Origin of the sequence: Variovorax sp. 770b2 (assembly GCF_900115685.1) — a bacterium.
Taxonomy (GTDB): Bacteria; Pseudomonadota; Gammaproteobacteria; order Burkholderiales; family Burkholderiaceae_C; genus Variovorax.
This window is the reverse complement of sequence record NZ_FOXJ01000001.1, coordinates 1788496-1813334: the sequence shown is the minus strand read 5'-3', so window position 1 is coordinate 1813334 and position 24839 is coordinate 1788496. Positions and strand designations below refer to the sequence as shown.

Below are 24839 nucleotides of genomic sequence, written 5' to 3'. Positions count from 1 at the left end.
CGGGATCAAGACCGCCAATGTTGAAACGCATCTTCCTCGGGCTGCTGCTGGTGCTCCTGGCACTGGTGGCCGCCGTGGCGGTCAAGACCTGGACCACGCCATCGCAGCAGCTGGCGGTGGCGCCCGCACCCAAGCTGGACATCGACGTGCAGGCCGCTGCCAAGCGGCTCTCCACGGCGATCACGTTCCGCACGGTGTCGGGCCTGGACGACCCGGCCGCCAACGCGGCCGAGTTCGACAAGCTGCACGCATACCTCGAGCAGCAGTTCCCCAAGGTCCACGCCACCCTCAAGAAGGAAGTCGTGGGCAACAAGGCGCTGCTCTACACATGGACCGGCACCGACCCCTCCGCCAAGCCCATCGCACTGATGGCGCACCAGGACATGGTGCCCATCGCCCCCGGCACCGAAAAGGCCTGGACGGTCGACCCCTTCGCGGGCGAGATCAAGGACGGCTTCGTCTGGGGCCGCGGCACGCTGGACAACAAGAGCAATCTCTTCGCGCAGATGGAAGCCATCGAGCTGCTGATCGGCAGCGGCTTCAAGCCGAAGCAGACCGTCTACCTCGTGATGGGCGATGACGAAGAGGTGAGCGGCCTGCGCGGCGCGCTGCCCATCGCCGAACTGCTCAAGTCGCGCAACGTGCGCCTGGACTGGGTGCTCGACGAAGGCCTCTTGGTGCTCGATGGCGTGCTGCCCGGCCTCTCGAAGCCCGCGGCGCTGATCGGCCTGGCCGAGAAGGGCTACGGCACCTTCTTCCTCTCGCTCGATACAGCCCCTGGCCATTCATCGATGCCGCCGCAGCACAGCGCCATCGGCAGCATGAGCGCGGCGCTCGCGCGGCTCGAAGCCAACCCGATGCCCGGTGGCATCCAGGGCGTGGCCGGCCAGATGTTCGGCGCGCTCGCACCCGAGATGAGCGGCGTGAACCGCGTGATGCTCTCCAACCTGTGGCTCACCGAGCCGCTGGTGCGCGGCCAGCTCGAGAAAAGCCCGAGCAGCAACGCCATGCTGCGCACGACCACGGCACTGACCATCGTGCGCGCCGGCAACAAGGACAACGTGCTGCCCGGCCGCGCCGAGGCGGCAGTCAACTTCCGAATCCTGCCGGGCGACACCATCGACAGCGTCGAGGCGCACCTGCGCAAGAGCCTTGGCAACGACGACATCAAGATCAAGCGCTACCCCGGCAACTCCGAGCCATCGCCCGTCTCGCCGACCGACAGCACCGGCTACCGCGCGATCCAGCAGGCCGTTCGCCAGACCTTCCCCGATGCCGTCGTGGCCCCCGGCCTCATGACCGCCGCCACCGACTCGCGCCACTTCAGCCTCGTGAGCGACGCCGTCTTCCGCTTCTCGCCGTTTCGCGTGAAAGGCGAAGACCTCGCGCGCTTTCACGGCAACAACGAACGCCTGGCCATCTCCAACTACGGCGAGATGATCGGCTTCTATCACCAGCTCCTGAGCAACACCAACGCTGCTCCGGCGCAATGACGACCTCCTTCTCTTTTCCCTTCCATCTTCAAAGGACCTCACCATGACCAGCGCCGTCATTGTTTCCACCGCCCGCACGCCGCTCGCGAAGAGCTGGAAGGGTGCCTTCAACATGACGCACGGTGCCACGCTCGGCGGCCACGCCGTGCAGCACGCCATCTCGCGCGCCGGCATCGAAGCCGCTGAAGTCGATGACGTCATCATGGGTTGCGCCACGCCCGAAGGCGCCACCGGCTCCAACATCGCACGCCAGATCGCGCTGCGCGCCGGCTGCCCGGTCACCACCTCGGGCATGACGATCAACCGCTTCTGCTCCTCGGGCCTGCAGACCATCGCCACCGCCGCGCAACGCATCATCGCGGGCGAAGGCGAGGTGTACGTGGCCGGCGGCGTGGAGAGCATCTCGTGCGTGCAGAACGAAGCCAACAAGCACATGCTGGCCGACCCGTGGCTCGTGAAGCACAAGCCCGAGATCTACTGGAACATGCTGCAGACGGCCGAGCAGGTCGCCAAGCGCTACAACATCGGCCGCGACGCCATGGACGAGTACGGCGCAGCAAGCCAGCAACGTGCCACCGCCGCGCTGGAAGCCGGCCGCTTCAAGGAAGAAATCGCACCGATCACCGTGCTGGCCGGCGTGGCCGATCCGGTGATGGGCCTTCGCACCAAGGAAGTGACCATCGAGAACGACGAAGGCATCCGCGCCGGCACCACCAAGGAAGGTATCAGCGGCATCCGCTCGGCCATTCCCGGCGGCTTGATCTCGGCGGGCAATGCCAGCCAGTTCTCCGACGGCGGCGGCGCCTGCGTGCTGGTCGACGAAAAGTACGCGCAGCAAAAGGGCCTGAAGCCCCTCGGCCGCTTCCTCGGCTTTGCCGTGGCGGGCTGCGAGCCCGACGAGATGGGCATCGGCCCGGTCTTCGCGATTCCCAAGGTGCTCAAGCGCCTGGGCCTCACGGTCAACGACATCGACCTGTGGGAGCTGAACGAAGCCTTCGCGGTGCAGGTGATCTACTGCCGCGACAAGCTGGGCATTCCGGCCGACCGCCTGAACGTGGACGGCGGCGCCATCGCCGTGGGCCACCCCTACGGCGTGAGCGGCCAGCGCCTGACGGGCCACGCGCTCATCGAAGGCAAGCGCCGCGGCGCCAAGAAGGTGCTGGTCACGATGTGCATCGGCGGCGGCATGGGTGCCGCGGGCGTGTTCGAGGTTCTTTGACTCTCCCCCAGTCTGCGGCGCACTGCGTGTCGCCTTCGCCAACCCCCTTCCGGGGGCAACACCAGCGGCCCGGCTGAGCCGGTTCCGCGGTGTTTCACGAACGGGCCTGGCTTCGCCGGCCGATGAGCGCTGCCGGTGGAAGTCGGTGGCCTCCACATCAAGACCGATCATGAGCCTGCGTCCCACCCTCGATTTCCTGCTCTACGACTGGCTCGATGCCGAGTCGCTCAACCAGAGCGAGCGCTTCGCCGACCATTCGCGCGAGACCTTCGACGCGGTGCTCGACACCTGCGAGCGCATCGCGCGCGAGAAGTACGCGCCGTTCAACCGCACGGTCGATACGCAGGAGCCGCACTTCGACGGCGAGAAGGTGATCCTGCCGAAGGCCACGCACGATGCGCACAAGGCCTTCGTCGAATCGGGAATGATGAGCGCCGCGCAGGACTACGACATCGGCGGCATGCAGCTGCCCTACACGCTGTCGGCCGCGGCCAACAGCTTCTTCGCGATGGCCTCGGTGAGCATCGGCTCCAACATGCTCACCAGCGGCAACGCCAACCTGCTGATGGTGCACGGCACCGAGACGCAGAAAGAGGTGTTCGCGAAGAACGAATTTTCGGGCCGCTGGGCGGGCACCATGTGCCTGTCGGAGCCGCAGGCCGGCTCGTCGCTGAGCGACGTGGCCACGCGCGCGGTGCCCGACGGCGCCGACTTCCAGGACGATCCTCTCGGCCCGCGCTATCGGCTCACCGGCAACAAGATGTGGATCTCGTCGGGCGACCATGAGCTGACCGAGAACATCGTGCACATCGTGCTCGCCAAGATCCCCGACGAGAACGGCAAGCTGGTGCCGGGCACGCGCGGCATCTCGCTGTTCATCGTGCCCAAGCGCATGGTGAACACGAGGGGCGAACTGACCGGCGAGCGCAACGACGTGGCGCTGGCGGGCCTGAACCACAAGCTGGGCTGGCGCGGCACGACCAACACGCTCCTGAACTTCGGCGAGGGCAAGTACCCGGTCGATGGCAAGGCGGGCGCGGTGGGCTACCTCGTCGGTTCGCCCGGCAAGGGGCTGCACTGCATGTTCCACATGATGAACGAGGCCCGCATCGGCGTCGGCACGGCCGCGACCATGCTCGGCATGGCGGGCTACTACGCCTCGCTGGACTACGCGAAGAGCCGGCCGCAGGGTCGCCTCGTGAAGAAGCCCGAGGCGGGCGCGGGCAGCCAGGTGGCGAAGGACTCCGGGAGCCCGCAGGTCCGCATCATCGAACACGCCGATGTGCGCCGCATGCTGCTCGCGCAGAAGGCGTACTGCGAAGGCGCGCTGGCGCTGGAGCTGTACTGCGCCCGGCTGGTCGACACGCAGAAGACCGGCGATGCGGGGGCTGCCGACGATGCGCGCCTGCTGCTCGAAGTGCTCACGCCCATCGCCAAGAGCTGGCCCAGCGAGTGGTGCCTGGAAGCCAATTCGCTCGCGATCCAGGTGCACGGCGGCTACGGCTACACGCGCGACTTCCCGGTGGAGCAGTACTGGCGCGACAACCGCCTGAACATGATCCACGAGGGCACCCACGGCATCCAGGCGGCCGACCTGCTGGGCCGCAAGGTGCTGATGGAAAAGGGCCGCGGGCTGCAGCTTTTGGCTGGCCGCATCACCGAGACCATCGGCCGCACGGCCAAGGTGCCCGCGCTCGCGGCGCATGCCAAGGCGCTGGGCGCCGCGCTGCAGCGCATCGGCAGCGCCACCGAGGCGGCCTGGTCCACCGGCGACCCGGCCGACGCGCTGGCCAACGCGGTGCCGTACATGCAGGCCTTCGGCCACACGGTGCTGGCCTGGCTCTGGCTGGACGTGGCGCGGCGGGCGCTCGAAATCGACGCGGAAAAGGCGAGGGCGGTAACAGCTGGCAAGATCGGCGCCACGGACTATTTCTTCCACTACGAGCTGCCCAAAATCGGTGCCTGGCTCAACGTGGTCGAGAGCCGCGACCCGACCTGTACCGCTTTGCCCGAGGACGCTTTCTGACAATGGCCAACGCCGCCCCCAACTCTCCCACCCCCGCCACCCCCGCTGCCACCCCGAAGCCGCACGCCCGGCTCGAGAAGTGGATCTGGATCCTGATCTACGGCGGCCTGTTCCTGGTGATCCTGGGCATCGCCACGGGCCGCATCGATGCCGCGCTCGGCTGGTCGATGGCCGCGCCCGGCGGCGTGGTCGCGCTGGTGGGCGTGGTGCTCATCTACGTGCGCTCGCGCCTGAACGACAAGAAATAGGTAGAGAGAAGAAGGCCAGACCATGCTCAAGCACGTCGTGATGTGGAAGTTCAAGGAACACGCCGAGGGCGCTGACAAGGCGACCAACCTGCTGAAGGCCAAGGCGCTGCTCGATGCCTGCGCGAAGCTCTCGCCCGGCACGCACCGCTTCGAAGTGGCCATTGCCCAGCCTGGGCTGGAGGCCACCTACGACCTCGTCCTGTACTCGGAATTCACCGATGCGGCCGCGCTTGCGGCCTATGCGGACCATCCGCAGCACGTGGCGCTCAAGCCCTTCATCGGCGCCGTGCGCGAAGCGCGGCAGTGCATGGACTATGAAGTCTGAACCCCGCGCGCCCGACGCGAAGGCCTCACCGGCCGACCGGCGGGCGTTCGGCCGCGCACAGCGCACACGCTGCGCGCGCGGCCAGTGGGCGGAGTCACCCCAGCCCGACGCCAAGGACCGCGATCCGCTCGGCTGGCTGAAAGCCTCCAACCGCGGCCGCGTGCCCGAACTGGTGCCGGTGCGCCACGGCCGCATGCTGGCCAGCCCCTTCACCTTTTATCGCGGCGCCGCCAGCCTGATGGCGAACGACCTGGCGAAGCTGCCGCACAGCGGCATCGCCACGCAGCTGTGCGGCGATGCGCACCTGGCGAACTTCGGCTTCTTCGCCAGCCCCGAGCGCTCGCTGGTCTTCGACATCAACGATTTCGACGAGACCCTGCAAGGCCCGTTCGACTGGGATGTGCGCCGGCTGGCCACTTTGTTCGTCGTGGCCGCGCGCGACCGCAAGTTCAAGCCACGCGTGGGGCGCGATGCGGTCCGGCAGCTGGCCGAGGCCTATCGCGACCGCATGCGCCGCTTCGCGCAGATGGACACGCTGGACGCCTGGTACGCGCGCCTCACCTCGCAGACGCTGCTCAAGCTCGGCGCACAGGACGCGACCGAACTCGCGGTCATCAGGAAGGCCCGCCGCAGCACCTCGCGCGTGTTCGCCTCGGGCGCCACCGAGATCGTCGACGGCCGCCTGATGATGCGGGAGCAACCGCCGTTCGTGTACCACGACGCCAAGGCGACGGCGCGCGAGATCCGGCGCTTTCGCACCGGCTTGCCGGCCTTCCTCGCGCAATACCGTGCGAGCCTGCCGCCGGAGCGCCAGCGGCTGTTCGACCGCTACGAGCTGAACGACGTCACGGTGCTCACGCCCGGCGTGGGCTCGGTGGGACGGCGCTGCTTCCTGTTGCTGCTGGTGGCGGATGGCGTCCATCCGCTGTTCCTGCAATGCAAGGAAGCCTGCGACTCGGTGCTCCAGGCGCATCTGGGCCCGCCGCTCGAGCAGGGCTCGCCGGGCCGGCGCGTGGTGCAGGGACAGAAGCTGGCGCAGGCCGCCAGCGACGTGTTCCTGGGCTGGGCAGAAGCGCAGGGCGGACGCGGCTTCTACGTGCGGCAGCTGCGCGACATGAAGGCCTCGTACAAGCTCGAGGACTTCAAGCCCATCGACCTGCTCGAATTCGCCGAGGCCTGCGGCTACAGCCTGGCGCGCGCCCATGCCAAGGGCGGCGACGCCTGGGCCATCGACGGCTACCTCGGACGCTCCAGGACCTTCAACACCGCGCTCGCCGATTTCGCCGAGGCCTATGCCGACGTCAACCAGGCCGACTGGCGCCGGCTGAAGGCCGCCGTGGCATCGGGCAAGGTCGCGGCCGTCGATCTGGCCGAAGCCGCTTCGTAGCAACGGCGCGAGCCTTCGATTTCTTCCTTCTTCACATCGACTCCGGAGACACAGACATGACGCCACGCACCACCCAACAGCTCTTCGACCTCAAGGGCAAGACCGCCCTCATCACCGGCGGCTCGCGCGGCCTGGGCCTGCAGATGGCCCATGCGCTCGGCGAAGCCGGCGCGAAGATCATGCTGAGCTCGCGCAAGGCCGACGACCTGGAGCAGGCCGCCGCCGAGCTGCAGGCCGCCGGCATCGACGCGCGCTGGATCGCCGCCGACTGCTCCAAGGAAGAAGACACCCGCCGCCTGGCCGACGAGACGCTGCAGCGCATGGGCGCCGTGGACATCCTCATCAACAACGCCGGCGCGAGCTGGGGTTCGCCGGCCGAAAGCCACCCGGTCGAGGCGTGGGACAAGGTGATGAACCTCAACGTGCGCGGCTACTTCATCCTGTCGCAGCAGATCGCCAACGGCTACATGATTCCGAAGAAGACGGGCCGCATCATCAACATCGCCTCGGTCGCCGGCCTGAACGGCAACCCGCCCGAGATGCAGACGCTGGCCTACAACACCTCCAAGACGGCGGTGATCGGCTTCACGCGCACGCTGGCGGCCGAATGGGGCAAGTACAACATCACGGTGAACGCAATCTGCCCCGGCTTCTTCATGACGAAGATGGCCGCCGGCCTGATCAAGTCACTGGGCGAAGAAAAAATGGCTGCCAAGGCGCCGCTCGGCCGCCTGGGCGACGACGAAGACCTGAAGGGCCTGACGCTGCTGTACGCGAGCGATGCCGGCAAGCACATCACCGGCCAATGGCTGGCGGTGGACGGCGGCGTGAGCGTGGTCCTCGGCGCGGCATAGCGTTCTCCCCTAGGCTGCGCGCGCTTCGTGTCGCTTCGCCTTCCCCCTCGCCGGGGGCGACACCGGCGGCCCGGCGAAGCCGGTTCCGCGGTGTCTTCATGAAAGACCCAATGACCACTGAATCTTCTCCTCCCAACGACATCAACATCCGCTCGTACACGAGCCAGATCCCGTTCGCGCGCCACCTGGGCTTCGAGCTCACGAAGTTCGAGGGCGGCGAGTCCGAGATCGTCTATACGGCCAAGCCCGAGCACCTGAACACCTTCGACGTGACGCACGGCGGCGCCTGCATGACGCTGCTGGACATCACCATGGCGGCGGCCGCGCGCAGCGTGGCGCCCGAGACCGGCGTGGTCACGATCGAGATGAAGACCAGCTTCATGCAGCCCTCGGTCGGCCCGCTGCACGCGCGCGGCACGCTCATTCACCGCACCGCGACGCTGGCCTTCACCGAAGCCAAGATTTACGACGAGCAGGAGCGCGTGTGCGCCCATGCCACCGGCACCTTCAAGTACGTGAAGCGCCGCCTGCCGACGGGCGCCGCGAGCGCGAACGAAATGCGGCCGCCTTCGACCGACTGATCGACTGAACGAATTCCCAGGAGACACACATGCCCACGAACAAGCAGATCCACCTCGACAACCGCCCCGATGGCGAAGCCGTTGCGAGCAACTTCAAGCTGGTTACGATCGAGACGCCCGCGCTCGCCGACAACCAAGTGCTGGTGCGCCACCACTACATGAGCCTCGACCCGTACATGCGCGGCCGCATGAACGACGCCAAGAGCTACGCGCAGCCGCAACCGGTCGGCCAGGTGTTCCAAGGCGGCACGGTCGGCGAAGTGGTCGAGAGCAGGCATCCGAAGTACGCCGTCGGCGACAAGGTGGTCGGCTTCGGCGGCTGGCAGGAATACAGCGTGGTCGATGGTTCGCAGCCCGGCGCGCTGAAGAAGGTCGACACCACGCACGTGCCGCTGTCGCACTACCTCGGCGCGGTCGGCATGCCGGGCGTCACGGCCTGGTACGGCCTGGTGAAGATCATCGCGCCCAAGGCCGGCGAAACCGTGGTCATCACGGCGGCCAGCGGCGCGGTCGGCAGTGCCTTCGGCGCGCTCGCCAAGGCGCGCGGCTGCCGCGTGGTGGGCATCGCGGGCGGCCCGGACAAGTGCAAGTACGTGACCGACGAACTGGGTTTCGACGCCTGCATCGACTACCGCCAGCACCCCGACGTGAAGACCATGAGCGCGGCGCTGAAGGAAGCCTGCCCGAACGGCATCGACGGCTACTTCGAGAACGTCGGCGGCTACATCTTCGATGCGGTGCTGCTGCGCACCAACGCCTTCGCGCGCGTGGCGCTTTGCGGGATGATCGCGGGCTACGACGGCGCGCCGCTGCCGCTGGCGAACCCGGCGCTGATCCTCATCAACCGGCTGAAGATCGAGGGCTTCATCGTCAGCGAGCACATGGACGTGTGGCCCGAGGCGCTGGCCGAGCTCGGCACGCTGGTGGGCACGGGCAAGCTCAAGCCGCGCGAATCGGTCGCGCAGGGCATCGAATCTGCCCCCGAGGCCTTCCTGGGTTTGCTCAAGGGGAAGAATTTCGGCAAGCAGCTCGTCAAGCTGATCTGAATGCACTGAAACGCACGGCAAGGAAGCCGGTCATGCACGCCGCGCCAGGCCGCCCCAGGCAAGCGTGCACCGTAATGCGAAGCATGGAGGTATGCGAATGAACTCGACGCACGAGGTGTTCAACCAGCCCGCACCGCTCGCGGACTACAACCTGTTCGAAACCAACCGGCCGCTGCGCGATGCGTTGAAGTTCAATGCGCCGCAGTTGCAGGTGGCGCCGTTGCAGGAGCTGGGCGTGACCATCGGCTCGGCCGAGATGCAGACGCATGCGCGCCTGGCCAACATCCACACGCCCGAGTTGCACACGCACGACCGCTTCGGGCGGCGCCTCGACGAGGTGGAATTCCATCCGAGCTACCACGTGCTCATGTCGGCTGCGGTGGGCGCAGGGCTGCACGGCACGCCGTGGACCGGCACCTCGGCCTCTCCCCATGTGCTGCGTGCGGCCGGCTTCATGCTCTTCACCGAGCTGGAGCCGTCGATGCTGTGCCCGATCTCGATGAGCTACGCGGTCACGCCCGCGCTGCGCGGCAATGCGGCCGTGTACGCCGACTGGGGCCCCAAGCTCACCAGCCTCTGGTACGACCCGGCGCTCAAGTCCTTCAAGGACAAGCCTGGCGTGACCATGGGCATGGGCATGACCGAGAAGCAGGGCGGCTCCGACGTGCGGGCCAATACGACCAAGGCCGTGCGCGACGGCAGCGACGCCTGGGGCGAGCGCTACGCGATCACCGGCCACAAGTGGTTCTTCTCGGCGCCGATGTGCGATGCCTTCCTGGCGCTCGCGCAGGCCGAGGCGGGCTTGAGCTGCTTCTTCCTGCCGCGCGTGCTGCCCGATGGCACGCGCAACGCCATCCACATCCAGCGCCTGAAGGACAAACTCGGCAACAAGGCCAACGCGAGCTCCGAGGTCGAGTTCCACGGCGCCAGCGCCTGGCTCGTGGGCGAAGAGGGGCGCGGCATCCCGCAGATCCTGGAGATGGGCACGATGACCCGGCTCGACTGCGCGCTCGGCACCAGCGGCCTGATGCGGCAGGCGTTAAGCATCGCCATCAACCACGCATCGCAGCGCCACGCCTTCGGCAAGCCGCTGATCGCGCAGCCGCTCATGAAGAACGTGCTGGCCGACCTGGCGCTCGAAAGCGAGGCCTCGACCGCGCTGGCCATTCGCCTGGCCCGCGCCTTCGACCACCCGGACGACGAACACGAGCGCCTGATGGCGCGCCTGCTCACGCCCGTGGCCAAGTTCTGGATCTGCAAGCGCGGCAGCCATTTCGCGCAGGAAGCCATGGAGTGCCTGGGCGGCAACGGCTACGTGGAAGAGGGCGGCGAAGGGATCATGGCGCGCGTCTACCGCGAGATGCCGCTCAACTCGATCTGGGAGGGCGCGGGCAACATCATGGCGCTCGACCTGCTGCGGGGCCTGCGCAAGGGCGACGCGGTGGCGGCGCTGACCAGGGAGCTGGCGCCGGCACGCGGCCAGCACGCCGCGCTGGACCGCCTGGCCGACGCGCTGCCGGCGCGCATCGAGGCGATGGCCTCCGAGGTGGAGGCGCGTCGTCTGGCACAGGACGTGGCGCTGGCCGTGCAGGCTTCATTGCTGGCACAGACCGCGCCGCCCGCCGCGGTCGGCGCCTTCTGCGCATCGCGCCTGGGCGGCGACTGGGGCAATGCCTTCGGTACGCTGGGCGCGGGCACCGATTTCGATTCGATCATCCAGCGGGCGAGCCCTCTATAGGATTTCACGCCACCCCGCGAACCCGTTCGCACCGAGCCTGTCGAAGTGCCGCGCGCAGCTTCGACAAGCTCGGCCCGAACGGCGGTGGTGGAATTCAGCCTCACGACACAAGGAAACCTGAACCATGGCCGACCTGATCCTCCACCACTACACCACCTCGCCGTTCTCGGAGAAGGTGCGGCTGATCCTCGGCGCCAAGAAGCTGCCGTGGAAGTCGGTCTTCATCCCGCCGATCATGCCCAAGCCCGACGTGGAGGTGCTCACGGGCGGCTACCGCAAGACGCCGTTCCTGCAGATCGGCGCCGACATGTACTGCGACAGCGCGCTCATCGCCGACGTGCTGGAGCACCTGCAGCCCGAGCCCACGCTCTACCCGGAGCCTGAGAAGGGCCTGTCGCGCATCCTCGCGCAGTGGGCCGACACCACGCTGTTCTGGGCCGCGATGGCCTGGAACCTGCAGCCCAAGGGCGCGGCCGAGGTGTTCGCCAAGGCGCCGCCCGAGGCCGCCAAGGCCTTCGGCGAAGACCGCGGCAAGATGAGCGCCGGCAATATGACGCGCCTGCGCCCGGCCGATGCCACCAGCGCCTACAAGTCGTACCTGCGGCGACTGTCGGACATGCTGGACGACAGGCACTACCTGCTGGGCGAGGTGCCGAGCATCACCGACTTCTCGGTGTATCACCCGCTCTGGTACACGCGGCGCATCGAGTCGGTCCGCACCATCCTGGACCTCACGCCCGCAGTGGTCGACTGGATGGACCGCATGGCCGCCATCGGCCACGGCGCGCCCGAGAAATTCACGCCCGATGAAGCCGTCGCCGTGGCCAAGGCCGCGACGCCGCACACGCTCTTGACCGACAGCACCTTCCAGGACGACCACGGCATCGCGCTCGGCAGCGCGGTGACCATCCGTGCCGAGAGCTTCGGCCTGGAGGAGACCGCGGGCACGCTGGTGGCCGCCACGCGCACGCACTACACGCTGGAGCGCTCAGGCGAGCGCATCGGCACGGTGCACGTGCACTTCCCGCGCATCGGCTATGTGCTGAAAAAAGCGGAGGCCTGAAACCCGCCGGGAAAGTGCCGGCGCAGGGCACCTTCGTGACTGCGCGGCGGCGCGTTCCGTATTTCAATAGCGCCTCCAACGTCGCAGACGTCGACATTCAACGCAAGAAGGACACCGGCAAATGATTCAGGACTTCAAGGGCAAGACCGCCGTTCTCACCGGCGCGGGCTCGGGCTTCGGCCTCGAATGCGCGCGCATCGGCGCTGGGCGCGGCATGAACCTCGTGCTGGTCGACGTGCAGCAGGACGCGCTGGACAAGGCCGCGGCCGAGATGCTGGCGGCCGGCGTGCAGGTGCTGGCCCGCAAGGTCGATGTGTCCGACGCCGCGCAGATGGAAGCGCTGGCCGCCGCCGTGAAGGAGCGTTTCGGCGCGCCGCACTTCGTGTTCAACAACGCCGGCGTGGGCGCGGGCGGACTCGTGTGGGAGAACACGGTCTCCGACTGGGAGTGGGTGCTGGGCGTGGACCTCTGGGGCGTGATCCACGGCGTGCGCCTGTTCACGCCGATGATGCTCGAAGCGGCCGCCAAGGACCCGGGCTACCGCGGCCACATCACCAACACCGCCAGCATGGCGGGCCTGCTCACGCCGCCCAACATGGGCATCTACAACGCGGCCAAGGCCGCGGTCGTGAGCCTCACCGAGACGCTGTACCAGGACCTGACGCTGGTCACCGACCAGATCGGCGCGAGCCTCTTGTGCCCGTACTTCGTGCCGACCGGCATCACCAGCAGCGAGCGCAACCGCCCGAATGCGCCCAAGGACACCGAGCTCACCAAGAGCCAGCTGATCGGCCAGGCCATGAGCAACAAGGCGGTGAGCAGCGGCAAGATCACCGCGGCCGAGGTCGCGGCGAAGGTGTTCGACGCCATCAGCGACAACCAGTTCTACGTGTTCAGCCACCCCAAGGCATTGGGCAATGTGCGCGCGCGCATGGAGAACATCGTGGCGGTCACGAACCCGGCCGACCCGTTCCTGGAACGGCCGGAGATCGGCCAGAAGCTGCGGGAGCAACTTCGCGCGGCCTGAGGCGGCGCCGGTGCGCGGTCAGTCAGTTGTAGCTGACCGTCACCATCGCGGCCGCCACGCGGCCTGCGGGCGGCTGCCGTTGCGCCGCGATGGACAGCTTTCCCCCGTCCAGGCCGATCGCGCGCCCCTGTGACGGATCGACGGGGTGCTGCCGGCCCTGGGCATCGGTGAACACGGTGCGCAGGGGCAGGGCGCCGAGCCCGTCGATGCGCACGGTGCCGCTGGGGCGGTCCACGCGTTGCCGCACAAAAGAGAGTTCGGCGACGGGGCCCGAGCCGCTCATGCGGTGGGCCACCGTTGGCGCCGGTGCTGGCGCCTGCGCCGCGAGGCGCATCTCGTAGGGGGCGGCGACGATCTCGCCCGTGAAATGAATGGTGCCATCGGCAGCATGTGCATCGATCGATGCCATGCAGGTGGACAGCAATGCCAGTGCCGCGAGCACGCGCGAGTCATGGTGCTTCATCTCGATCCTCTCCCGATCTGCTTTTTTATTTACTCCCTGTTTCGAATCGATGAAATCACGTTCCGTGCACGGGCGCAAGCTGCAAAGCACTTACACCGCAGCCCGCTTCAGCGCCGCCGCAACGAAGACGATCGCAGCGAGTGCCGACGACGCCGTCCGCACGCTGTTCCACATCGTCCAGGTCTTCAGATAGGCCTGCCAGAACACGTGGCCGTCGGTGGGCGATGTCGCCGCGAGCTGGTCGTTCAGCGGCACGTTGAGAACCATCGTCACCCCGAAGCAGCCGACCACGTAGAGCAGGCTCGCGAGCAGGACCAGTTGCGAGTCGAGCTGCGAGATCGAGAACAGCGACCAGCCGCCCAGCACGATGCCCAGCACCGCGCTGCCCATGAACAAGAGCATGAAGCCGGGCGTGATCACCGTGACGTTGATCGCGTTCATCGCGTGGATGCCTTCGCTGTTCTGGATGCGCGCGAGCGCGGGCATCACGAACGAAGAGAACGCGTAGAAGATGCCGGCGACCATCGCCGTGGAAAAGGCGCTGGCCAGGATCAGTACCGTGGCCGTCTTGCCCATCATCACCTGGCTCCCCAGACCCCGGTCGGGGCCGTGCGCGCAACGTAGTCGGCGAAGGTGCGGGGCGGGCGGCCCAACGCTTGCTCCACGCCGTGGGCGACGGGTGTGTTGCGGCCGTCCAGCACGGTGGTGAACAGGTAGACCACGAGCCAGCAGAGGTCCTTCGGCAGCCCCGCTTCGGCCAGGAGCCCGGCGTAGTCGTCCATCGGGATGATGCGGCAGTCGATCTGGCGATGCGTTGCACGGGCGATCTGTGCAATGGCTTCCGGGAAGGTGAAGGCCTGGGGTCCGGTCAGTTCGTAGAGCTTGCGGCTGTGGCGGCTGTCGACGAGCGCTTCGGCCGCGATGTCGGCGATGTCGTCGGCATCGATGAAGGGCTCCGCGGCGAGCCCTTCGGGCAGCGTGATCGCGCCTGCAACGATCTCGTCGAGAAAGTAGTTCTCGCTGAAGTTCTGAAAGAACCAGCTGGCGCGCACGATGGTCCAGTCGAGCGCGGTGGCCGCCTGCAGGGCGCGCTCGGCGTCGTGCGCTTCGGGTTCGCCCCGGCCCGACAGGAGCACGATCCTTTCGACGCCGGCCTTGGCGGCTGCGTCGTAGAACGCGATCACCGTGTCGACGGCGCCCGGCACGCACAGGTCCGGCTGGTAGGCAACGTAGACGGCGCGAACGCCCTTGAGCGCGGCTTTCCAGGTGGCGCGGTCTTCCCACTCGAAGGGCGGCTCTGCGGAGCGCGAGCCGGCGCGCACCGCGTGGCCGGCGGCGCGCAGCCGCTGCAGGACGCGCCCGCCCGTCTTGCCGTTCGCGCCGAGAACCAGAATGGGATGTGCATCATCCCGGGTGCTGCTGCTGATTGCCATTTTCGAACTCCTTGAGATAATGTGAGTAATGCTCACGTAAAAAATGATAGTTACTCACATTTTGAATGTCAACCCCCGGACAAAGCCATGACACGTAGCACACCTTTGCCATCGCAGGTGGCCGTCGCCGAGGCGCCCTCGGCCAGGAAGAGTCCCATCCAGGAGCGCAGCAAGGCGCGCGTGGAGCGCATCCTGGAAGCGGCCGCCGAGCTCATCGTGCGAGGCGGAAGCGACCAGTTGAAGATGAGCGAGGTCGCCGCATCGGCCGGCATCTCGATCGGCTCGCTCTACCAGTACTTCCCCGAGAAGGCTGCGCTGATCCGCATGCTGGCCGAGCGCATCAACGCAGGCAGTCGCGAGTGCATCCGCGACGGCCTCAAGGACGTGGTGGACCTGTCGAGCCTGCAGTCATCCTTCGCCGCGCTGGTGGACGTGTACTACGCGATCGTCAACGAGCGCCCTGTGATGCGCGACATCTGGAGCGGCATGCAGGCCGACAAGCAGTTGCTGGCCCTGCAGATCGCAGAAAGCCGCGCCTGCGGGCAGATGCTGGCCGACGCGATGCTCAAGGTGCACAGGGTGCGCGCCCGCGCGGACATCAAGCGCATCGAGCAGGCCGCTTTCCTGATCTGGGAGATGGGCGAGGCGACCATTCGCTTGGCCATCGCGGTCGAGCCGGCCGAAGGCGCGGCGCTGGTGGCGGCCTACAAGCGCATGGCGCTTCGCGAGATCACCGATCCGCTCGCCTGATCAGCTGGCCGCGGCCTGCGATTCGATCCACTGCCACACCGCGCGAATCGCGGGCTCGTTCTCCCGCCCGTTCGCAGTCGCGAGAAAGTAGCTCCCCGTATCGAGCGCCGGCCCGAAGGGCTGCACCAGCGCGCCGCTGCGCAGCTCTTCGGCCGCGAGCGTGAGGCTCAGCAGCGCGACGCCATGGCCTGCCAGCGCGGCGAGCATTGCGTGCGTCTCGTCCGAGAACGACAGGCCCGCGGCCCTGGCCGAGCGGCCACGCGGCGCCGCGATGCCCGCTTCGCGAAACCAGCGCGACCACAGTGCCGGCGCAAGCGCCTGCGGTTGCCAGTCGCAGTGGATCAGCTGGTGCTTGGGCAGATCGCCCTTGCGGCGCAGCCCCAGCATCGGGCTGCACAAGGGCGCGTAGCGCTCGGGCATCAGTTCGCTCGATACCAGCCCCGGCCAGTTGCCGCTGCCCGAGCGCACCGCGATGTCCGCATCGCCGCGCGAAAGATCGACCACCGTGTCGCCCGCGTGCAGCCGCAGTTCGATGCCGGGGCAGGCCTTGCGGAACGCCGTCATGCGCGGCAGCACCCAGCGCGCCGCGAAGGCCGTGTTGGTGGTGAGCGTGACCGACTGCGAAACCGCAGGCCGGCGCAGCCGTTCGACGCCCGCTTCGAGCGCATCGAAGCCCATGCGCAGGTCGTCGAAGAGCCGTTGGCCCGCGGGCGTCAGCGCGAGCTGCCGCGTGAGCCGGCGAAACAGCGGTTGCCCCAGCGTGTCTTCGAGCGCACGCACCTGGTGGCTGATCGCCGAGGGCGTGACCGAGAGTTCGGCCGCCGCGCGCTGGAAGCTCAGGTGCGCGGCCGCCGCCTCGAAGGCCCGCAGCGAGAGCAGGGGCGGCAGGCGACGTGATGGGCGAACAGATGAGCCAGTCTCTTGCATTCGAGGAGAAATGATCGTTTGTAAATGGCCAGGCGTGTCCATAGATTCAAGGCCTGTGCAGTCATTCTGACAGCGCAACACAGCGTAGATCAACTCATCCATTCACGGAGCGAACCCAATGACCCTCAATCTGCTTCACATCGACGCCAGCGCCCGCCCGGGCATCTCGGGCACCGACCCTCACGGCTCGCACACGCGGCGCCTCTCGGCACGCTTCGTCGAACATTGGCGCAAGACGCGGCCCGACGACCGCATCGACCACCTCGACGTAGGCCAGCATCCGCCGGCCTACGTCGACAGCCGCTGGATCCACGCCGCCTTCACCGCCCCGGCCGACCGCGAACCCTGGATGGCCGAGGTGCTCGCCGAAAGCGACCGCCTCGTCGACCAGCTCGTCGCCGCCGACCTGATCGTGGTGGGCCTGCCGATGTACAACTTCAGCGTGCCCGCGCAGTTCAAGGCGTACATCGACAACATCGTGCGCGTGGGCCGCACCTTCGGCTTCGATCGCGCGCGCGGCGCAGTGCCTTACTGGCCGATGCTCGCCGGCGCCGGCAAGCGCATGGTGCTGCTCGGCGCGCGCGGCGACCATGGCTACGACAAGGGCGGGCGCATCGCGCACCTGAACCACGCCGAGGCCTCGGTGCGCTCGGTGTTCGGCTACATCGGCATCACCGACGTGCACGAGGCGGCGGTGGAGTGCGACGAGTTCGGCGGCGAGCAGCTCGCGCAGTCGATGCGCAAGGCCGAGGCGGCGGTCGATCGCCTCGTGGATGAACTCAGCGGTACGAAAGAACAAGCCCGTGAACGAGCCGCGTCCACCCATCCAGCATCACGAACAGCAACAGCTTGAACGGCAGCGAGATGGTGGTGGGCGAGATCATCGACATGCCCAGCGCGAGCAGCACCGTCGCCACGATCAGGTCCACCACCACGAACACCAGGTAGATGATGAAGCCGATCTGGAACGCGCGCGTCAGCTCGCTGAGCGTGAAGCTGGGCACCAGCACCATGAAGTCGTCGTCCCTCAACTGCTCGGCACGCGCCTTGGGCCAGATGTTGGAGGCCGATTTCAGAAAGAACTGGCGCTCCCGCTCGTGCGTGTGCTTCTGCAGGAACTCCTTCACCGGCACCTTGGCGGCATCGATCACCGCCATGATGTCGCCCATGCTCTCGCCCTTGACGCCGAAGTTGCGGGTGCGCAGCGTGTCGCCGATGTCCATGCCGACCGGCGCCATGATGTAGACCGTCAGGATGATCGCGATGCCGTTGAGCACCATGTTCGGCGGCGTCTGCTGCAGGCCGAGCGCGGTGCGCAGGAGGCCGAACACGATCACCAGCTTGGTGTAGCTGGTCACCATCAGCGCGGCGAAGGTCGCAAAGCCGAACGCGACCATCACCGCGACGAGGGTCAGGGGCTCCGGAATTCCTCCTTGCATCGGTGCCGTCCCGTTCAGACTTCGCCGGGCGCGAACTCGGACACGCGCACCCCCAGGCGATCGCCCACCGCCACCAGGTAGCCCTTGCCCAGCACGTTGCCGTGCGCCAGGATGCGCACCGGGCTGCGGTTCAGCGGCTCGGCCAGGTCGAACACGTGGCCCGCGCGAATGCTCTTCAATTCGCCGAGCGAGAGCGACAGGTCGCCCACCTCGAAGCGCAGCGTCACCTCCAGCGCATCGAGCCGGTCGAGCGGCAGGTTGACGTTGTTGTCTGCGGCGGCCGCAGGGTCGGCGGGCGTGTCTGGCTTCATGGCACTGTCTCTCGATTGCTGAACGGTGATGCGCGAGCCTTCGGCCACGGCCGAGAGAAAGAGCCCCGTCGGGCCGCCCAGCGCGGCGGTGACGACGATGCCGCCGCCCGAAGAACGCCATTGCTCGATGCCGACGATGTCGCCGGGACGGATGCTGCTGATCTCGCGCAGCTGGATCGGCGTGCTGCCGAGCAGGAAGCTCACCGGCATGCGCAGCGTGTGGAAGGCCTCGCTGGTGCGCACGGCATGCAGCGGGCCGGTGGTGGGCGGCACGAGCGCGTCGAGCGTGGCGGCATCGTCGAACTGCACGAAGCCGCGCAGCATCGCGCCGCCGTCAGAGGGCGTGGCCACGAAGAAGGCCGCGCGCTCGGGGTCGCAATGCACGAGCGGCTGCTCGCGGACCTCTCGCGCATCGCGCGGCTCGCGGGCTTCGGCCTCCGACGGCTGCCATTCGAAATGAAGGCGCAGTGCTTTCTCCAGCGCATCGATCACCGGGTGCAGCGCATCGGCCAGGAGGATGTAGCGCAGGTCGCGCGGCAACAGGTCGATGCGCCGCTCGCCGAGCAGCACCTGCATGCTCGGCGCATCCATGGCGAGATGGCCGACGTGCGCACCGAGCCTGAAGCTGTAGCGCTCGCGCGTGGTGTGGCCGAAGGCCGCGTCGTGGTGCCACGCGAGCCGGTAGCTCGTGCCGCGCGCCGCCACGCCATGCAACGGCGCGGCTGCATACAGGCGGTTGAGCGCCCGCACGTTCGCCGCATCGGCACGGGGCAACGCACGGGCCTCGCCGAGCTCGGTCACCACTTCAACGGCGTGGCTCTGCATGCATGCTTTCGTTCGAACAACGGCTACGTCCTGTCACTGTCTACATACCTTGGAGCAACGCGAAAGGCTTCGCATCGGGTCGGCGCAGCTTAGCGAAAGGGGCTGGGCGCAGGTAGTACGTGAACGCGTAGTGCCGCCTGCGCCACAAGTCCTTCGTACTTACGAGAACTCGTGGTTGCCGTGATCGGAGGGCGCCGCTTAGAGTCCATCGCGACGTGATGTTCTTCACGTTCGTTGTGCAACTGGAGTGCAGTGCGCATCACAAAACAACTCCAGGATTCCACTTGGGCAAGGACGCAATGGCGAGTCCCTCGCGATCTCTTCAACAGTACCGCGGAAGCTTTCGCGACCTGCTGGGCAATGCGGGCCGCTACAACGATCTGCTGCTCGCGGCCTTGCTCGTGGTGGTGGTGGCGCTGTTCGTATTGCCGCTGCCCACGCCGCTGCTCGACTTCCTGATCGCGAGCAACCTGGCCATCAGCCTGGTGCTGCTGATCGTCGCGATGTACGTGCCTTCGGCGCTGTCGCTGTCGACCTTTCCCTCGCTGCTCCTGTTCACCACGCTGTTTCGCCTCGCGCTGAACATCGCGTCCACCAAGCTGATCCTTCTGCATGCCAATGCGGGCCACATCATCGACACCTTCGGCAAGCTCATCGTGGGCAACAACGTGGTGGTCGGCGGCGTGGTGTTCCTCATCATCGCGATCGTGCAGTTCATCGTGATCGCCAAGGGCTCCGAGCGCGTGGCCGAGGTGGCGGCGCGCTTCGCGCTCGACGCCATGCCCGGAAAGCAGATGAGCATCGACGCCGACGTGCGCGCCGGCGTGCTGTCTTCGGCCAAGGCGCAGAAGCAGCGCCGCCTGCTGGAGCAGGAGTGCCAGCTGCACGGCGCGATGGACGGCGCGATGAAGTTCGTCAAGGGCGACGCCATCGCCAGCATCGTGATCGCGCTGGTCAACATCCTCGCGGGCATCGCCATCGGCACGCTGATGCACGACATGACGCTGGGCGGCGCGCTGCAGCGCTACGCCATCCTCACGGTGGGCGACGGCATGGTGTCGCAGATTCCGTCGCTGCTGGTGTCGATTGCCGCGGGCATCGTCATCACCCGCGTGAGCACCGGCGACCGCCGCGACTCGCAGCTCGCGCAGCAGATCGGCGACCAGCTGATGGCGCATCCGCGCGCGCTCATCATCGCGGGCCTGGCAGTGGCCAGCTTCCTCATCGTGCCGGGCTTTCCGAAGTGGGTGTTCGGCGTGCTGGCCGCCATCCTGCTCGGGCTGGGCTTCACGATGCGCATGCTGCGCCAGCAGCGCAACACGCCGGGCTGGATCTCGCACGGCGGCGGCGTGGCGGCCGAGGAAACCGACACCGACCATGCGATTGCCGCGCCGCTCGCGGTGCGCCTGTCCTCGGGCCTGCGCAGCGCGGTCGATCGCTATGTGCTCGACCAGCATCTCTCGCTCGTGAAGACCTCCGTCGAATCCGACCTCGGCCCGATCTTTCCACGCCTGCAGCTGAACTACGTCGATGGCCTGGCCGACAACGAATACCAGGTGCTGGTGCACGACGTGGCCGTGGCCCGCGGCACGCTCAAGCCCGACTGGCTGCTGGTCGATCCGGCGCAGGCGGTCGCCACGCCGCCGGGTGCCGAAGTCGCCGAGCCCTTCGGTCCGTTCTCGCGCGTGGTGTGGGTGCCGGGCCCCGAACCGGGCCTCACGACATGGACGGGCGCAGAGGTCGTGGGCCTGCACGTGGACCACACCGTGCGCCGCAACGTGAAGGACCTCATCGGCCTGCAGGAAGTGCAGCGCCTCCTGCATTCGGTGCAGCGCGATGCGCCCGAGCTCGCCGCCGAAGTGCTGCGCGTGGCCTCGGCCCGGCGCATCGCCGAGGTGCTGCGCCGACTGCTGCAGGAGGGCATTCCGATCCGCAACCTGCACGCCATCTTCGAGAGCCTGACGATGTGGGCGGCCAAGGAGCAGGACGGCATCGCGCTCACCGAGCTGGTGCGCATCCACCTGGGGCGCTACATCACCAGCCGCTACGTCGGGGCGAACCGCCAGCTGGAGGCAATCCTGTTCGAGTCCAGCCTCCTGGACCGCGTGCAGAACGCCATCGAACGCTCGCCGCGCGGCAACCTGCTGCTGCTGAGCCCGGCGGTCACGCAGGACATCCGCGAACAGCTGCGCCGCGTGCTCGGCTCCACCGCCAACCGCGTGGTGGCCATCGCCTCGTCCGACGTGCGGCGCTACATCAAGAACCTGATCGAGCCGGTGGCGCCGCAACTGGCGGTGCTGTCGTACCAGGAGATCGACGACGACGTGGCCCTGCAACCGGTGGGATGGATCACCAATCCCCAAGCGCACTGATCGATGAACGACCACAACAACCTGTTATCCGAGGGAACCGAAACCAGCCATGACACCGCAGAACATCCTGGACATCACGCGCGAGGGCCTCATGCTCGTGCTGTGGATCTCGTTGCCGGTGGTGGTGGTGGCCACGCTGTCGTCGCTCGTCGTGGCGGTGCTGCAGGCGGTGACGCAGGTGCAGGACCAGAGCATCGGCCAGTCGGTGCGGCTGATCGCGGTGATGGTGGCGATCATCGTCACGGCCGGATGGCTGGGGCGCGACGTGATGCGCTTCGCCGAGCGCGCCTTCCTGTCGCTGACCTCGCTGTCGTGACTGTCGTGACTGTCGTGACTGTTGCAACGATGATGACGACCGTCGCCGCACGCCTTCTCCTCGCTCGGCGGCAGGCCTTCATGCTGCTGGGCTGCGCGATGCTCATGCTGCTCGCCGTGCAGCACAGCATGGCGGCGGAGTTCCGCTGGCAGAACAAGCCCTTCCAGATCATCGCCAACGAGAAGCCGCTGAACGACTTCCTGCGCGAGCTCGCATCGTCGCAGGGCATCACCGCGGTGATCGACCCGAAGGTCAACGGCGTGATCAGCGGCAAGTTCGACGGGCCGGCAAAGAACATCCTGAACAGCGTCTGCTCGGTCAACGGCCTCACCTGGTACTACGACGGCGCATTCCTCTTCGTCGACCTGGCCGCCGACGCCAAGAGCGAGGTGCTGCCGATCGCGGCGGAGAACGCCGGGCGCATCGCCGAGACGCTGGTGCGGCTGCACATCTCCGACGAGCGCTATCCGCTGAGCATCAGCGAGCGCGACGCCAGCGTCTACGTGACCGGCCCGCGCCGCTACGTGGAGATGGTGCGCCAGGCCGTGAAGCTCGCGGACCAGAAGACCGCGATGGCCGAGGGCGCGGAGATCCGGCTCTTTCCGCTCAAGTACGCCTGGGCTTCGGACTTCCGCATCAACCGCTCGGGCAAGGAGACGGTGATTCCGGGCGTGGCCAACGTGTTGCGCAGTCTCTATGGCCGCAGCACCGGCAACCAGTCTTCGGGCGGCGGCTCCGGCGGGCGCGGCACCAACGGCACGCTGTCGGTGGGCCCGAACCGGCAGATCAAGCTGCGCAGCGGCGAGACCATCAACGCACCCAAGATCGACATCGCGGGCGCGGGGCAGGGCGGCGACGCGACCACGCTGGGCGGCATGTCGAGCGTCGCGGGCAACGAGCTGCCGCAGTTCCAGGCCGACACGCGCATGAACGCGGTGCTGGTGCGCGACATGCCCGACAAGATGGCGCAGTACGCCAAGCTGATCGAATCGATGGACACCCGCCCGCGGCTGGTCGAGATCGAGGTGACCATCATGGACATCAGTTCCGACAACCTCACGAGCCTGGGCGTGGACTGGCGCCTGCATGGCCGCCACGCCGACTTCCAGACCGGCCGCGGCGACCGCGGGCCGCTCACCTGGGGCGGCACGGGCAGCGAGGCGGGTCAGATCGGCAGCGCCGACACCTCGGGCAACCCGCTCACGCCGCTTGGCGGCATGTTCACCGCGGCCATCGGCAACAGCGCGCGCAACTACCTTTTGGCCCGCGTCACCGCGCTGGCCACCAATGGCAACGCCAATTTCGTGGCCCGCCCGAAGGTGATGACGCTGGACAACACCGAGGCGGTGCTGGAGAACCTGAGCGAGTTCTACGTGCGCGTGGACGGCTTCCAGGACGCGGGCCTCTTCAGCATCACCGCCGGCACCGCCGTGCGCGTGACGCCGCTCATCATCGACGAGAAGACCGGCCGCGGCGTGATGATGTCCATCGACATCGTCGATGGCGACCTGAGCCCGCAGTCGGTCGACAAGATCCCGATCGTGCGGCGCCGCACCGTCAACACGCAGGCACTGGTGGACGAGGGCGCGAGCCTCCTGATCGCGGGCTACTCGTCGGAGGAGAAGAGCAACGCCATCACGGGCGTGCCGCTCCTGAAGGACATTCCGGGCGTCGGCGGGCTCTTTCGCTACACCGACAAGAAGCAGAACAACATGGAGCGCTTCTACCTGCTGACGCCGCGCCTGGTCACGCCCGGCTCGACGGCCTCGGTGCCGACGCTGCCCTTGCCCGAGCCCGGAGGTTGAACCGATGAATGGCGACATTCCGTTCGACGACGAGCCGGCCGCGGAAGCTCCCGCACCACAAGGCGCGCACGCGCAGGCGGCGGGCTGGTGCCTGCGCTTCCTGAGCGGCGCGGTGAAGGGCCGCACCATCGTGCTCAAGCCCGGCATCAACGTGCTCGGCTCGGGCGGCGAGTGCGAGGTGATGCTGCCGGGCGGCGACGTGCTGCCGCGGCACCTGGCCTTCACCGTGGGAGAGCTGGTGGTGTCGATGCAGCGACTGGGCACCGCCTCGGCGCGCCTGAATGGCGAAGAGATGCAGCAGCCGCGCAAGAGCGTGGTGGCCGGCGACATCGTGAGCGTGGGGCAGATCGACTTCCAGCTCGACCGCACCTATCCCACGCATGCGCAGGAAGACCGCATGTTCGCGCCTGCGCATGGCGCATTGCCCGATGAGCGCGTGCTCGCGGGCCAGCCGGCCTCGCGCACGCAGCGGCTGGGCCTGTGGGTCGGTGGCGTGGTCGCGATCCTGGCCGTGCTCGGCATTGCCGCGATGTCGCTGGGCGGCGATCGCAACGGCGGGGCGGGCGGCAACAGCGTGAACCTGGCCGAGGTGGAAAAGGCGCTCGTGCCGTTCCCCGAGGTGGAGGTCATCGCGGCGCCCGGCGGGCAGTTCGGCGTGAAGGGCTACGTGGAATCGAAGCAGCGCCGCCGCACGCTCGAGGACGCGATGGCGCGCTTCGGCAGCAAGGTCAGCGTCAACGTGCATTCGGCCGAGGACATGGTGGAGCAGGCGCGCCGCTACGTTGACGACCCGGGCGTGGCCGTCACCTACTCGGGGCAGGGACGGCTGGTGCTCACGGGCACGGTGGAAGACGCGGCCGTGCGGCAGAAGATCCGGCGCCTCAGCGAAGACCTGCACCCCTCGGTGCTGGTCTCCGACAAGGTGCAGTACCGCGAGAAACCCAAGGCCGAGAACAAGGACGACGACGTGCGCGCCCAGTGGGAAAACTGGCAAAGCGTGCTGCCCGCGCGCATGGTGAGCATCACCGAGGACAGCAACGGCTTGCGCCACATCCAGCTGGCCAACGGCAACCGCTACTACGAAGGCTCGGTGTTGCGCTCGGGCGCAGAACTGAAGAGCATCGATGTCGATGGGTTGGTGCTGAGTGGCGGTGTACCCAACAAGAAACCCGCGAGGTGAAGGACGTGTTC

The 24839-nt window shown here is 67.6% G+C and carries 24 protein-coding genes; 18 read left to right on the top strand and 6 right to left on the bottom strand.

The features are described from left to right. Positions 1 to 17 precede the first annotated feature (17 nt). The 12 genes from BM133_RS08235 (at position 18) to BM133_RS08180 (ending at position 13007) form a co-directional block, all read left to right on the top strand. Entirely contained in the window at positions 18 to 1493 is a 1476-nt protein-coding gene (locus BM133_RS08235) for a M20 family peptidase (protein WP_093432906.1), read from the top strand. A gap of 43 nt (positions 1494 to 1536) precedes the next feature. Then, on the top strand, positions 1537 to 2712 hold the full coding sequence (locus BM133_RS08230) for an acetyl-CoA C-acyltransferase (protein ID WP_093432905.1): 1176 nt from the start codon (positions 1537 to 1539) through the stop codon (positions 2710 to 2712). Positions 2713 to 2881: 169 nt separating this feature from the next. Beyond that, complete coding sequence (locus BM133_RS08225; protein ID WP_093432903.1) at positions 2882 to 4738, top strand: acyl-CoA dehydrogenase; 1857 nt, start codon at positions 2882 to 2884, stop codon at positions 4736 to 4738. Between the two features lie 2 nt (positions 4739 to 4740). Continuing rightward, entirely contained in the window at positions 4741 to 4986 is a 246-nt protein-coding gene (locus tag BM133_RS08220) for a hypothetical protein (RefSeq protein WP_093432902.1), read from the top strand. A gap of 22 nt (positions 4987 to 5008) precedes the next feature. Continuing rightward, on the top strand, positions 5009 to 5311 hold the full coding sequence (locus BM133_RS08215) for a Dabb family protein (RefSeq protein WP_093432900.1): 303 nt from the start codon (positions 5009 to 5011) through the stop codon (positions 5309 to 5311). Then, positions 5301 to 6698, top strand: coding sequence for a DUF2252 domain-containing protein (locus BM133_RS08210; RefSeq protein ID WP_177224760.1), 1398 nt, complete (start codon positions 5301 to 5303; stop codon positions 6696 to 6698). The genes BM133_RS08215 and BM133_RS08210 overlap by 11 nt, the downstream gene beginning before the upstream one ends. Before the next feature lie 56 nt (positions 6699 to 6754). After that, positions 6755 to 7552 carry an SDR family oxidoreductase gene (locus tag BM133_RS08205; protein WP_093432897.1) on the top strand — a complete coding sequence of 266 codons (798 nt, stop codon included), beginning with the start codon at positions 6755 to 6757 and terminating at the stop codon, positions 7550 to 7552. Between the two features lie 110 nt (positions 7553 to 7662). Beyond that, on the top strand, positions 7663 to 8133 hold the full coding sequence (locus BM133_RS08200) for a PaaI family thioesterase (RefSeq protein WP_093432896.1): 471 nt from the start codon (positions 7663 to 7665) through the stop codon (positions 8131 to 8133). Positions 8134 to 8162: 29 nt separating this feature from the next. Beyond that, positions 8163 to 9179 (top strand): NADP-dependent oxidoreductase, encoded by a 1017-nt coding sequence (locus BM133_RS08195; protein ID WP_093432894.1) that lies wholly within the window; start codon positions 8163 to 8165, stop codon positions 9177 to 9179. A 97-nt stretch (positions 9180 to 9276) separates the two neighbouring features. Continuing rightward, positions 9277 to 10917, top strand: coding sequence for an isovaleryl-CoA dehydrogenase (locus BM133_RS08190; RefSeq protein WP_093432893.1), 1641 nt, complete (start codon positions 9277 to 9279; stop codon positions 10915 to 10917). A 124-nt stretch (positions 10918 to 11041) separates the two neighbouring features. Beyond that, positions 11042 to 11980 (top strand): glutathione S-transferase family protein, encoded by a 939-nt coding sequence (locus tag BM133_RS08185; RefSeq protein ID WP_093432891.1) that lies wholly within the window; start codon positions 11042 to 11044, stop codon positions 11978 to 11980. Positions 11981 to 12101: 121 nt separating this feature from the next. Beyond that, positions 12102 to 13007: an SDR family oxidoreductase gene (locus BM133_RS08180; protein WP_093432890.1), complete on the top strand. Its 906-nt coding sequence runs from the start codon at positions 12102 to 12104 to the stop codon at positions 13005 to 13007. Between the two features lie 22 nt (positions 13008 to 13029). On the opposite strand, the gene BM133_RS08175 is transcribed toward BM133_RS08180, so the two are convergent. From BM133_RS08175 to BM133_RS08165, 3 genes are all read right to left on the bottom strand, one after another. Next, positions 13030 to 13470 carry a type 1 fimbrial protein gene (locus BM133_RS08175; protein ID WP_093432888.1) on the bottom strand — a complete coding sequence of 147 codons (441 nt, stop codon included), beginning with the start codon at positions 13468 to 13470 and terminating at the stop codon, positions 13030 to 13032. Between the two features lie 90 nt (positions 13471 to 13560). Then, positions 13561 to 14049, bottom strand: a complete 489-nt coding sequence (locus tag BM133_RS08170; protein WP_093435178.1) for an anthrone oxygenase family protein — start codon at positions 14047 to 14049, stop codon at positions 13561 to 13563. Next, the gene (locus BM133_RS08165) at positions 14049 to 14903 is read right to left on the bottom strand and encodes an NAD(P)H-binding protein (RefSeq protein ID WP_093432886.1); all 855 of its coding nucleotides are present in this window, start codon (positions 14901 to 14903) and stop codon (positions 14049 to 14051) included. The genes BM133_RS08170 and BM133_RS08165 overlap by 1 nt, the downstream gene beginning before the upstream one ends. 87 nt (positions 14904 to 14990) lie before the next feature. Between BM133_RS08165 and BM133_RS08160 the strand changes: the two genes are divergently transcribed. Next, positions 14991 to 15653: a TetR/AcrR family transcriptional regulator gene (locus tag BM133_RS08160; protein WP_093432885.1), complete on the top strand. Its 663-nt coding sequence runs from the start codon at positions 14991 to 14993 to the stop codon at positions 15651 to 15653. Here the strand turns inward: BM133_RS08160 and BM133_RS08155 are convergent, their stop codons facing one another. Then, a complete protein-coding gene (locus BM133_RS08155; protein WP_093432883.1) occupies positions 15654 to 16580 on the bottom strand; it encodes a LysR substrate-binding domain-containing protein in 927 nt (308 codons plus the stop codon). 118 nt (positions 16581 to 16698) lie between these two features. Between BM133_RS08155 and BM133_RS08150 the strand changes: the two genes are divergently transcribed. Beyond that, a complete protein-coding gene (locus BM133_RS08150; protein WP_093432882.1) occupies positions 16699 to 17433 on the top strand; it encodes an FMN-dependent NADH-azoreductase in 735 nt (244 codons plus the stop codon). Here BM133_RS08150 and sctR read toward each other — a convergent pair. Together sctR and sctQ are read right to left on the bottom strand one after the other, a co-directional pair. Beyond that, positions 17360 to 18019, bottom strand: coding sequence for a type III secretion system export apparatus subunit SctR (gene sctR, locus BM133_RS08145; protein WP_093432880.1), 660 nt, complete (start codon positions 18017 to 18019; stop codon positions 17360 to 17362). The two genes, BM133_RS08150 and sctR, sit on opposite strands and share 74 nt — an antisense overlap. 14 nt (positions 18020 to 18033) lie before the next feature. Beyond that, the gene (gene sctQ / locus BM133_RS08140) at positions 18034 to 19155 is read right to left on the bottom strand and encodes a type III secretion system cytoplasmic ring protein SctQ (RefSeq protein ID WP_093432878.1); all 1122 of its coding nucleotides are present in this window, start codon (positions 19153 to 19155) and stop codon (positions 18034 to 18036) included. Positions 19156 to 19454: 299 nt separating this feature from the next. Here sctQ and sctV point away from each other — a divergent pair, with 299 nt between their 5' ends. The 4 genes from sctV to BM133_RS08120 are packed head-to-tail and all read left to right on the top strand — an operon-like array spanning position 19455 to position 24828. Next, a complete protein-coding gene (gene sctV, locus BM133_RS08135) occupies positions 19455 to 21527 on the top strand; it encodes a type III secretion system export apparatus subunit SctV (protein WP_093432876.1) in 2073 nt (690 codons plus the stop codon). Between the two features lie 49 nt (positions 21528 to 21576). Next, positions 21577 to 21843, top strand: coding sequence for a type III secretion system export apparatus subunit SctS (gene sctS, locus BM133_RS08130; protein ID WP_007834706.1), 267 nt, complete (start codon positions 21577 to 21579; stop codon positions 21841 to 21843). Positions 21844 to 21875: 32 nt separating this feature from the next. Next, positions 21876 to 23648: a type III secretion system outer membrane ring subunit SctC gene (sctC, locus tag BM133_RS08125; RefSeq protein WP_256219091.1), complete on the top strand. Its 1773-nt coding sequence runs from the start codon at positions 21876 to 21878 to the stop codon at positions 23646 to 23648. 4 nt (positions 23649 to 23652) lie between these two features. Further along, positions 23653 to 24828, top strand: a complete 1176-nt coding sequence (locus BM133_RS08120) for an FHA domain-containing protein (RefSeq protein WP_093432873.1) — start codon at positions 23653 to 23655, stop codon at positions 24826 to 24828. The last annotated feature ends 11 nt before the right edge of the window (positions 24829 to 24839 follow it).

Bases quoted from the DNA above. Each gene is read 5' to 3' on its own strand.
- BM133_RS08235 (WP_093432906.1), top strand. From the start codon at position 18: ATGTTGAAACGCATCTTCCTCGGGCTGCTGCTGGTGCTCCTGGCACTG.
- BM133_RS08230 (WP_093432905.1), top strand. From the start codon at position 1,537: ATGACCAGCGCCGTCATTGTTTCCACCGCCCGCACGCCGCTCGCGAAG.
- BM133_RS08225 (WP_093432903.1), top strand. From the start codon at position 2,882: ATGAGCCTGCGTCCCACCCTCGATTTCCTGCTCTACGACTGGCTCGAT.
- BM133_RS08220 (WP_093432902.1), top strand. From the start codon at position 4,741: ATGGCCAACGCCGCCCCCAACTCTCCCACCCCCGCCACCCCCGCTGCC.
- BM133_RS08215 (WP_093432900.1), top strand. From the start codon at position 5,009: ATGCTCAAGCACGTCGTGATGTGGAAGTTCAAGGAACACGCCGAGGGC.
- BM133_RS08210 (WP_177224760.1), top strand. From the start codon at position 5,301: ATGAAGTCTGAACCCCGCGCGCCCGACGCGAAGGCCTCACCGGCCGAC.
- BM133_RS08205 (WP_093432897.1), top strand. From the start codon at position 6,755: ATGACGCCACGCACCACCCAACAGCTCTTCGACCTCAAGGGCAAGACC.
- BM133_RS08200 (WP_093432896.1), top strand. From the start codon at position 7,663: ATGACCACTGAATCTTCTCCTCCCAACGACATCAACATCCGCTCGTAC.
- BM133_RS08195 (WP_093432894.1), top strand. From the start codon at position 8,163: ATGCCCACGAACAAGCAGATCCACCTCGACAACCGCCCCGATGGCGAA.
- BM133_RS08190 (WP_093432893.1), top strand. From the start codon at position 9,277: ATGAACTCGACGCACGAGGTGTTCAACCAGCCCGCACCGCTCGCGGAC.
- BM133_RS08185 (WP_093432891.1), top strand. From the start codon at position 11,042: ATGGCCGACCTGATCCTCCACCACTACACCACCTCGCCGTTCTCGGAG.
- BM133_RS08180 (WP_093432890.1), top strand. From the start codon at position 12,102: ATGATTCAGGACTTCAAGGGCAAGACCGCCGTTCTCACCGGCGCGGGC.
- BM133_RS08175 (WP_093432888.1), bottom strand. From the start codon at position 13,470: ATGAAGCACCATGACTCGCGCGTGCTCGCGGCACTGGCATTGCTGTCC.
- BM133_RS08170 (WP_093435178.1), bottom strand. From the start codon at position 14,049: ATGATGGGCAAGACGGCCACGGTACTGATCCTGGCCAGCGCCTTTTCC.
- BM133_RS08165 (WP_093432886.1), bottom strand. From the start codon at position 14,903: ATGGCAATCAGCAGCAGCACCCGGGATGATGCACATCCCATTCTGGTT.
- BM133_RS08160 (WP_093432885.1), top strand. From the start codon at position 14,991: ATGACACGTAGCACACCTTTGCCATCGCAGGTGGCCGTCGCCGAGGCG.
- BM133_RS08155 (WP_093432883.1), bottom strand. From the start codon at position 16,580: ATGCAAGAGACTGGCTCATCTGTTCGCCCATCACGTCGCCTGCCGCCC.
- BM133_RS08150 (WP_093432882.1), top strand. From the start codon at position 16,699: ATGACCCTCAATCTGCTTCACATCGACGCCAGCGCCCGCCCGGGCATC.
- sctR (WP_093432880.1), bottom strand. From the start codon at position 18,019: ATGCAAGGAGGAATTCCGGAGCCCCTGACCCTCGTCGCGGTGATGGTC.
- sctQ (WP_093432878.1), bottom strand. From the start codon at position 19,155: ATGCAGAGCCACGCCGTTGAAGTGGTGACCGAGCTCGGCGAGGCCCGT.
- sctV (WP_093432876.1), top strand. From the start codon at position 19,455: ATGGCGAGTCCCTCGCGATCTCTTCAACAGTACCGCGGAAGCTTTCGC.
- sctS (WP_007834706.1), top strand. From the start codon at position 21,577: ATGACACCGCAGAACATCCTGGACATCACGCGCGAGGGCCTCATGCTC.
- sctC (WP_256219091.1), top strand. From the start codon at position 21,876: ATGACGACCGTCGCCGCACGCCTTCTCCTCGCTCGGCGGCAGGCCTTC.
- BM133_RS08120 (WP_093432873.1), top strand. From the start codon at position 23,653: ATGAATGGCGACATTCCGTTCGACGACGAGCCGGCCGCGGAAGCTCCC.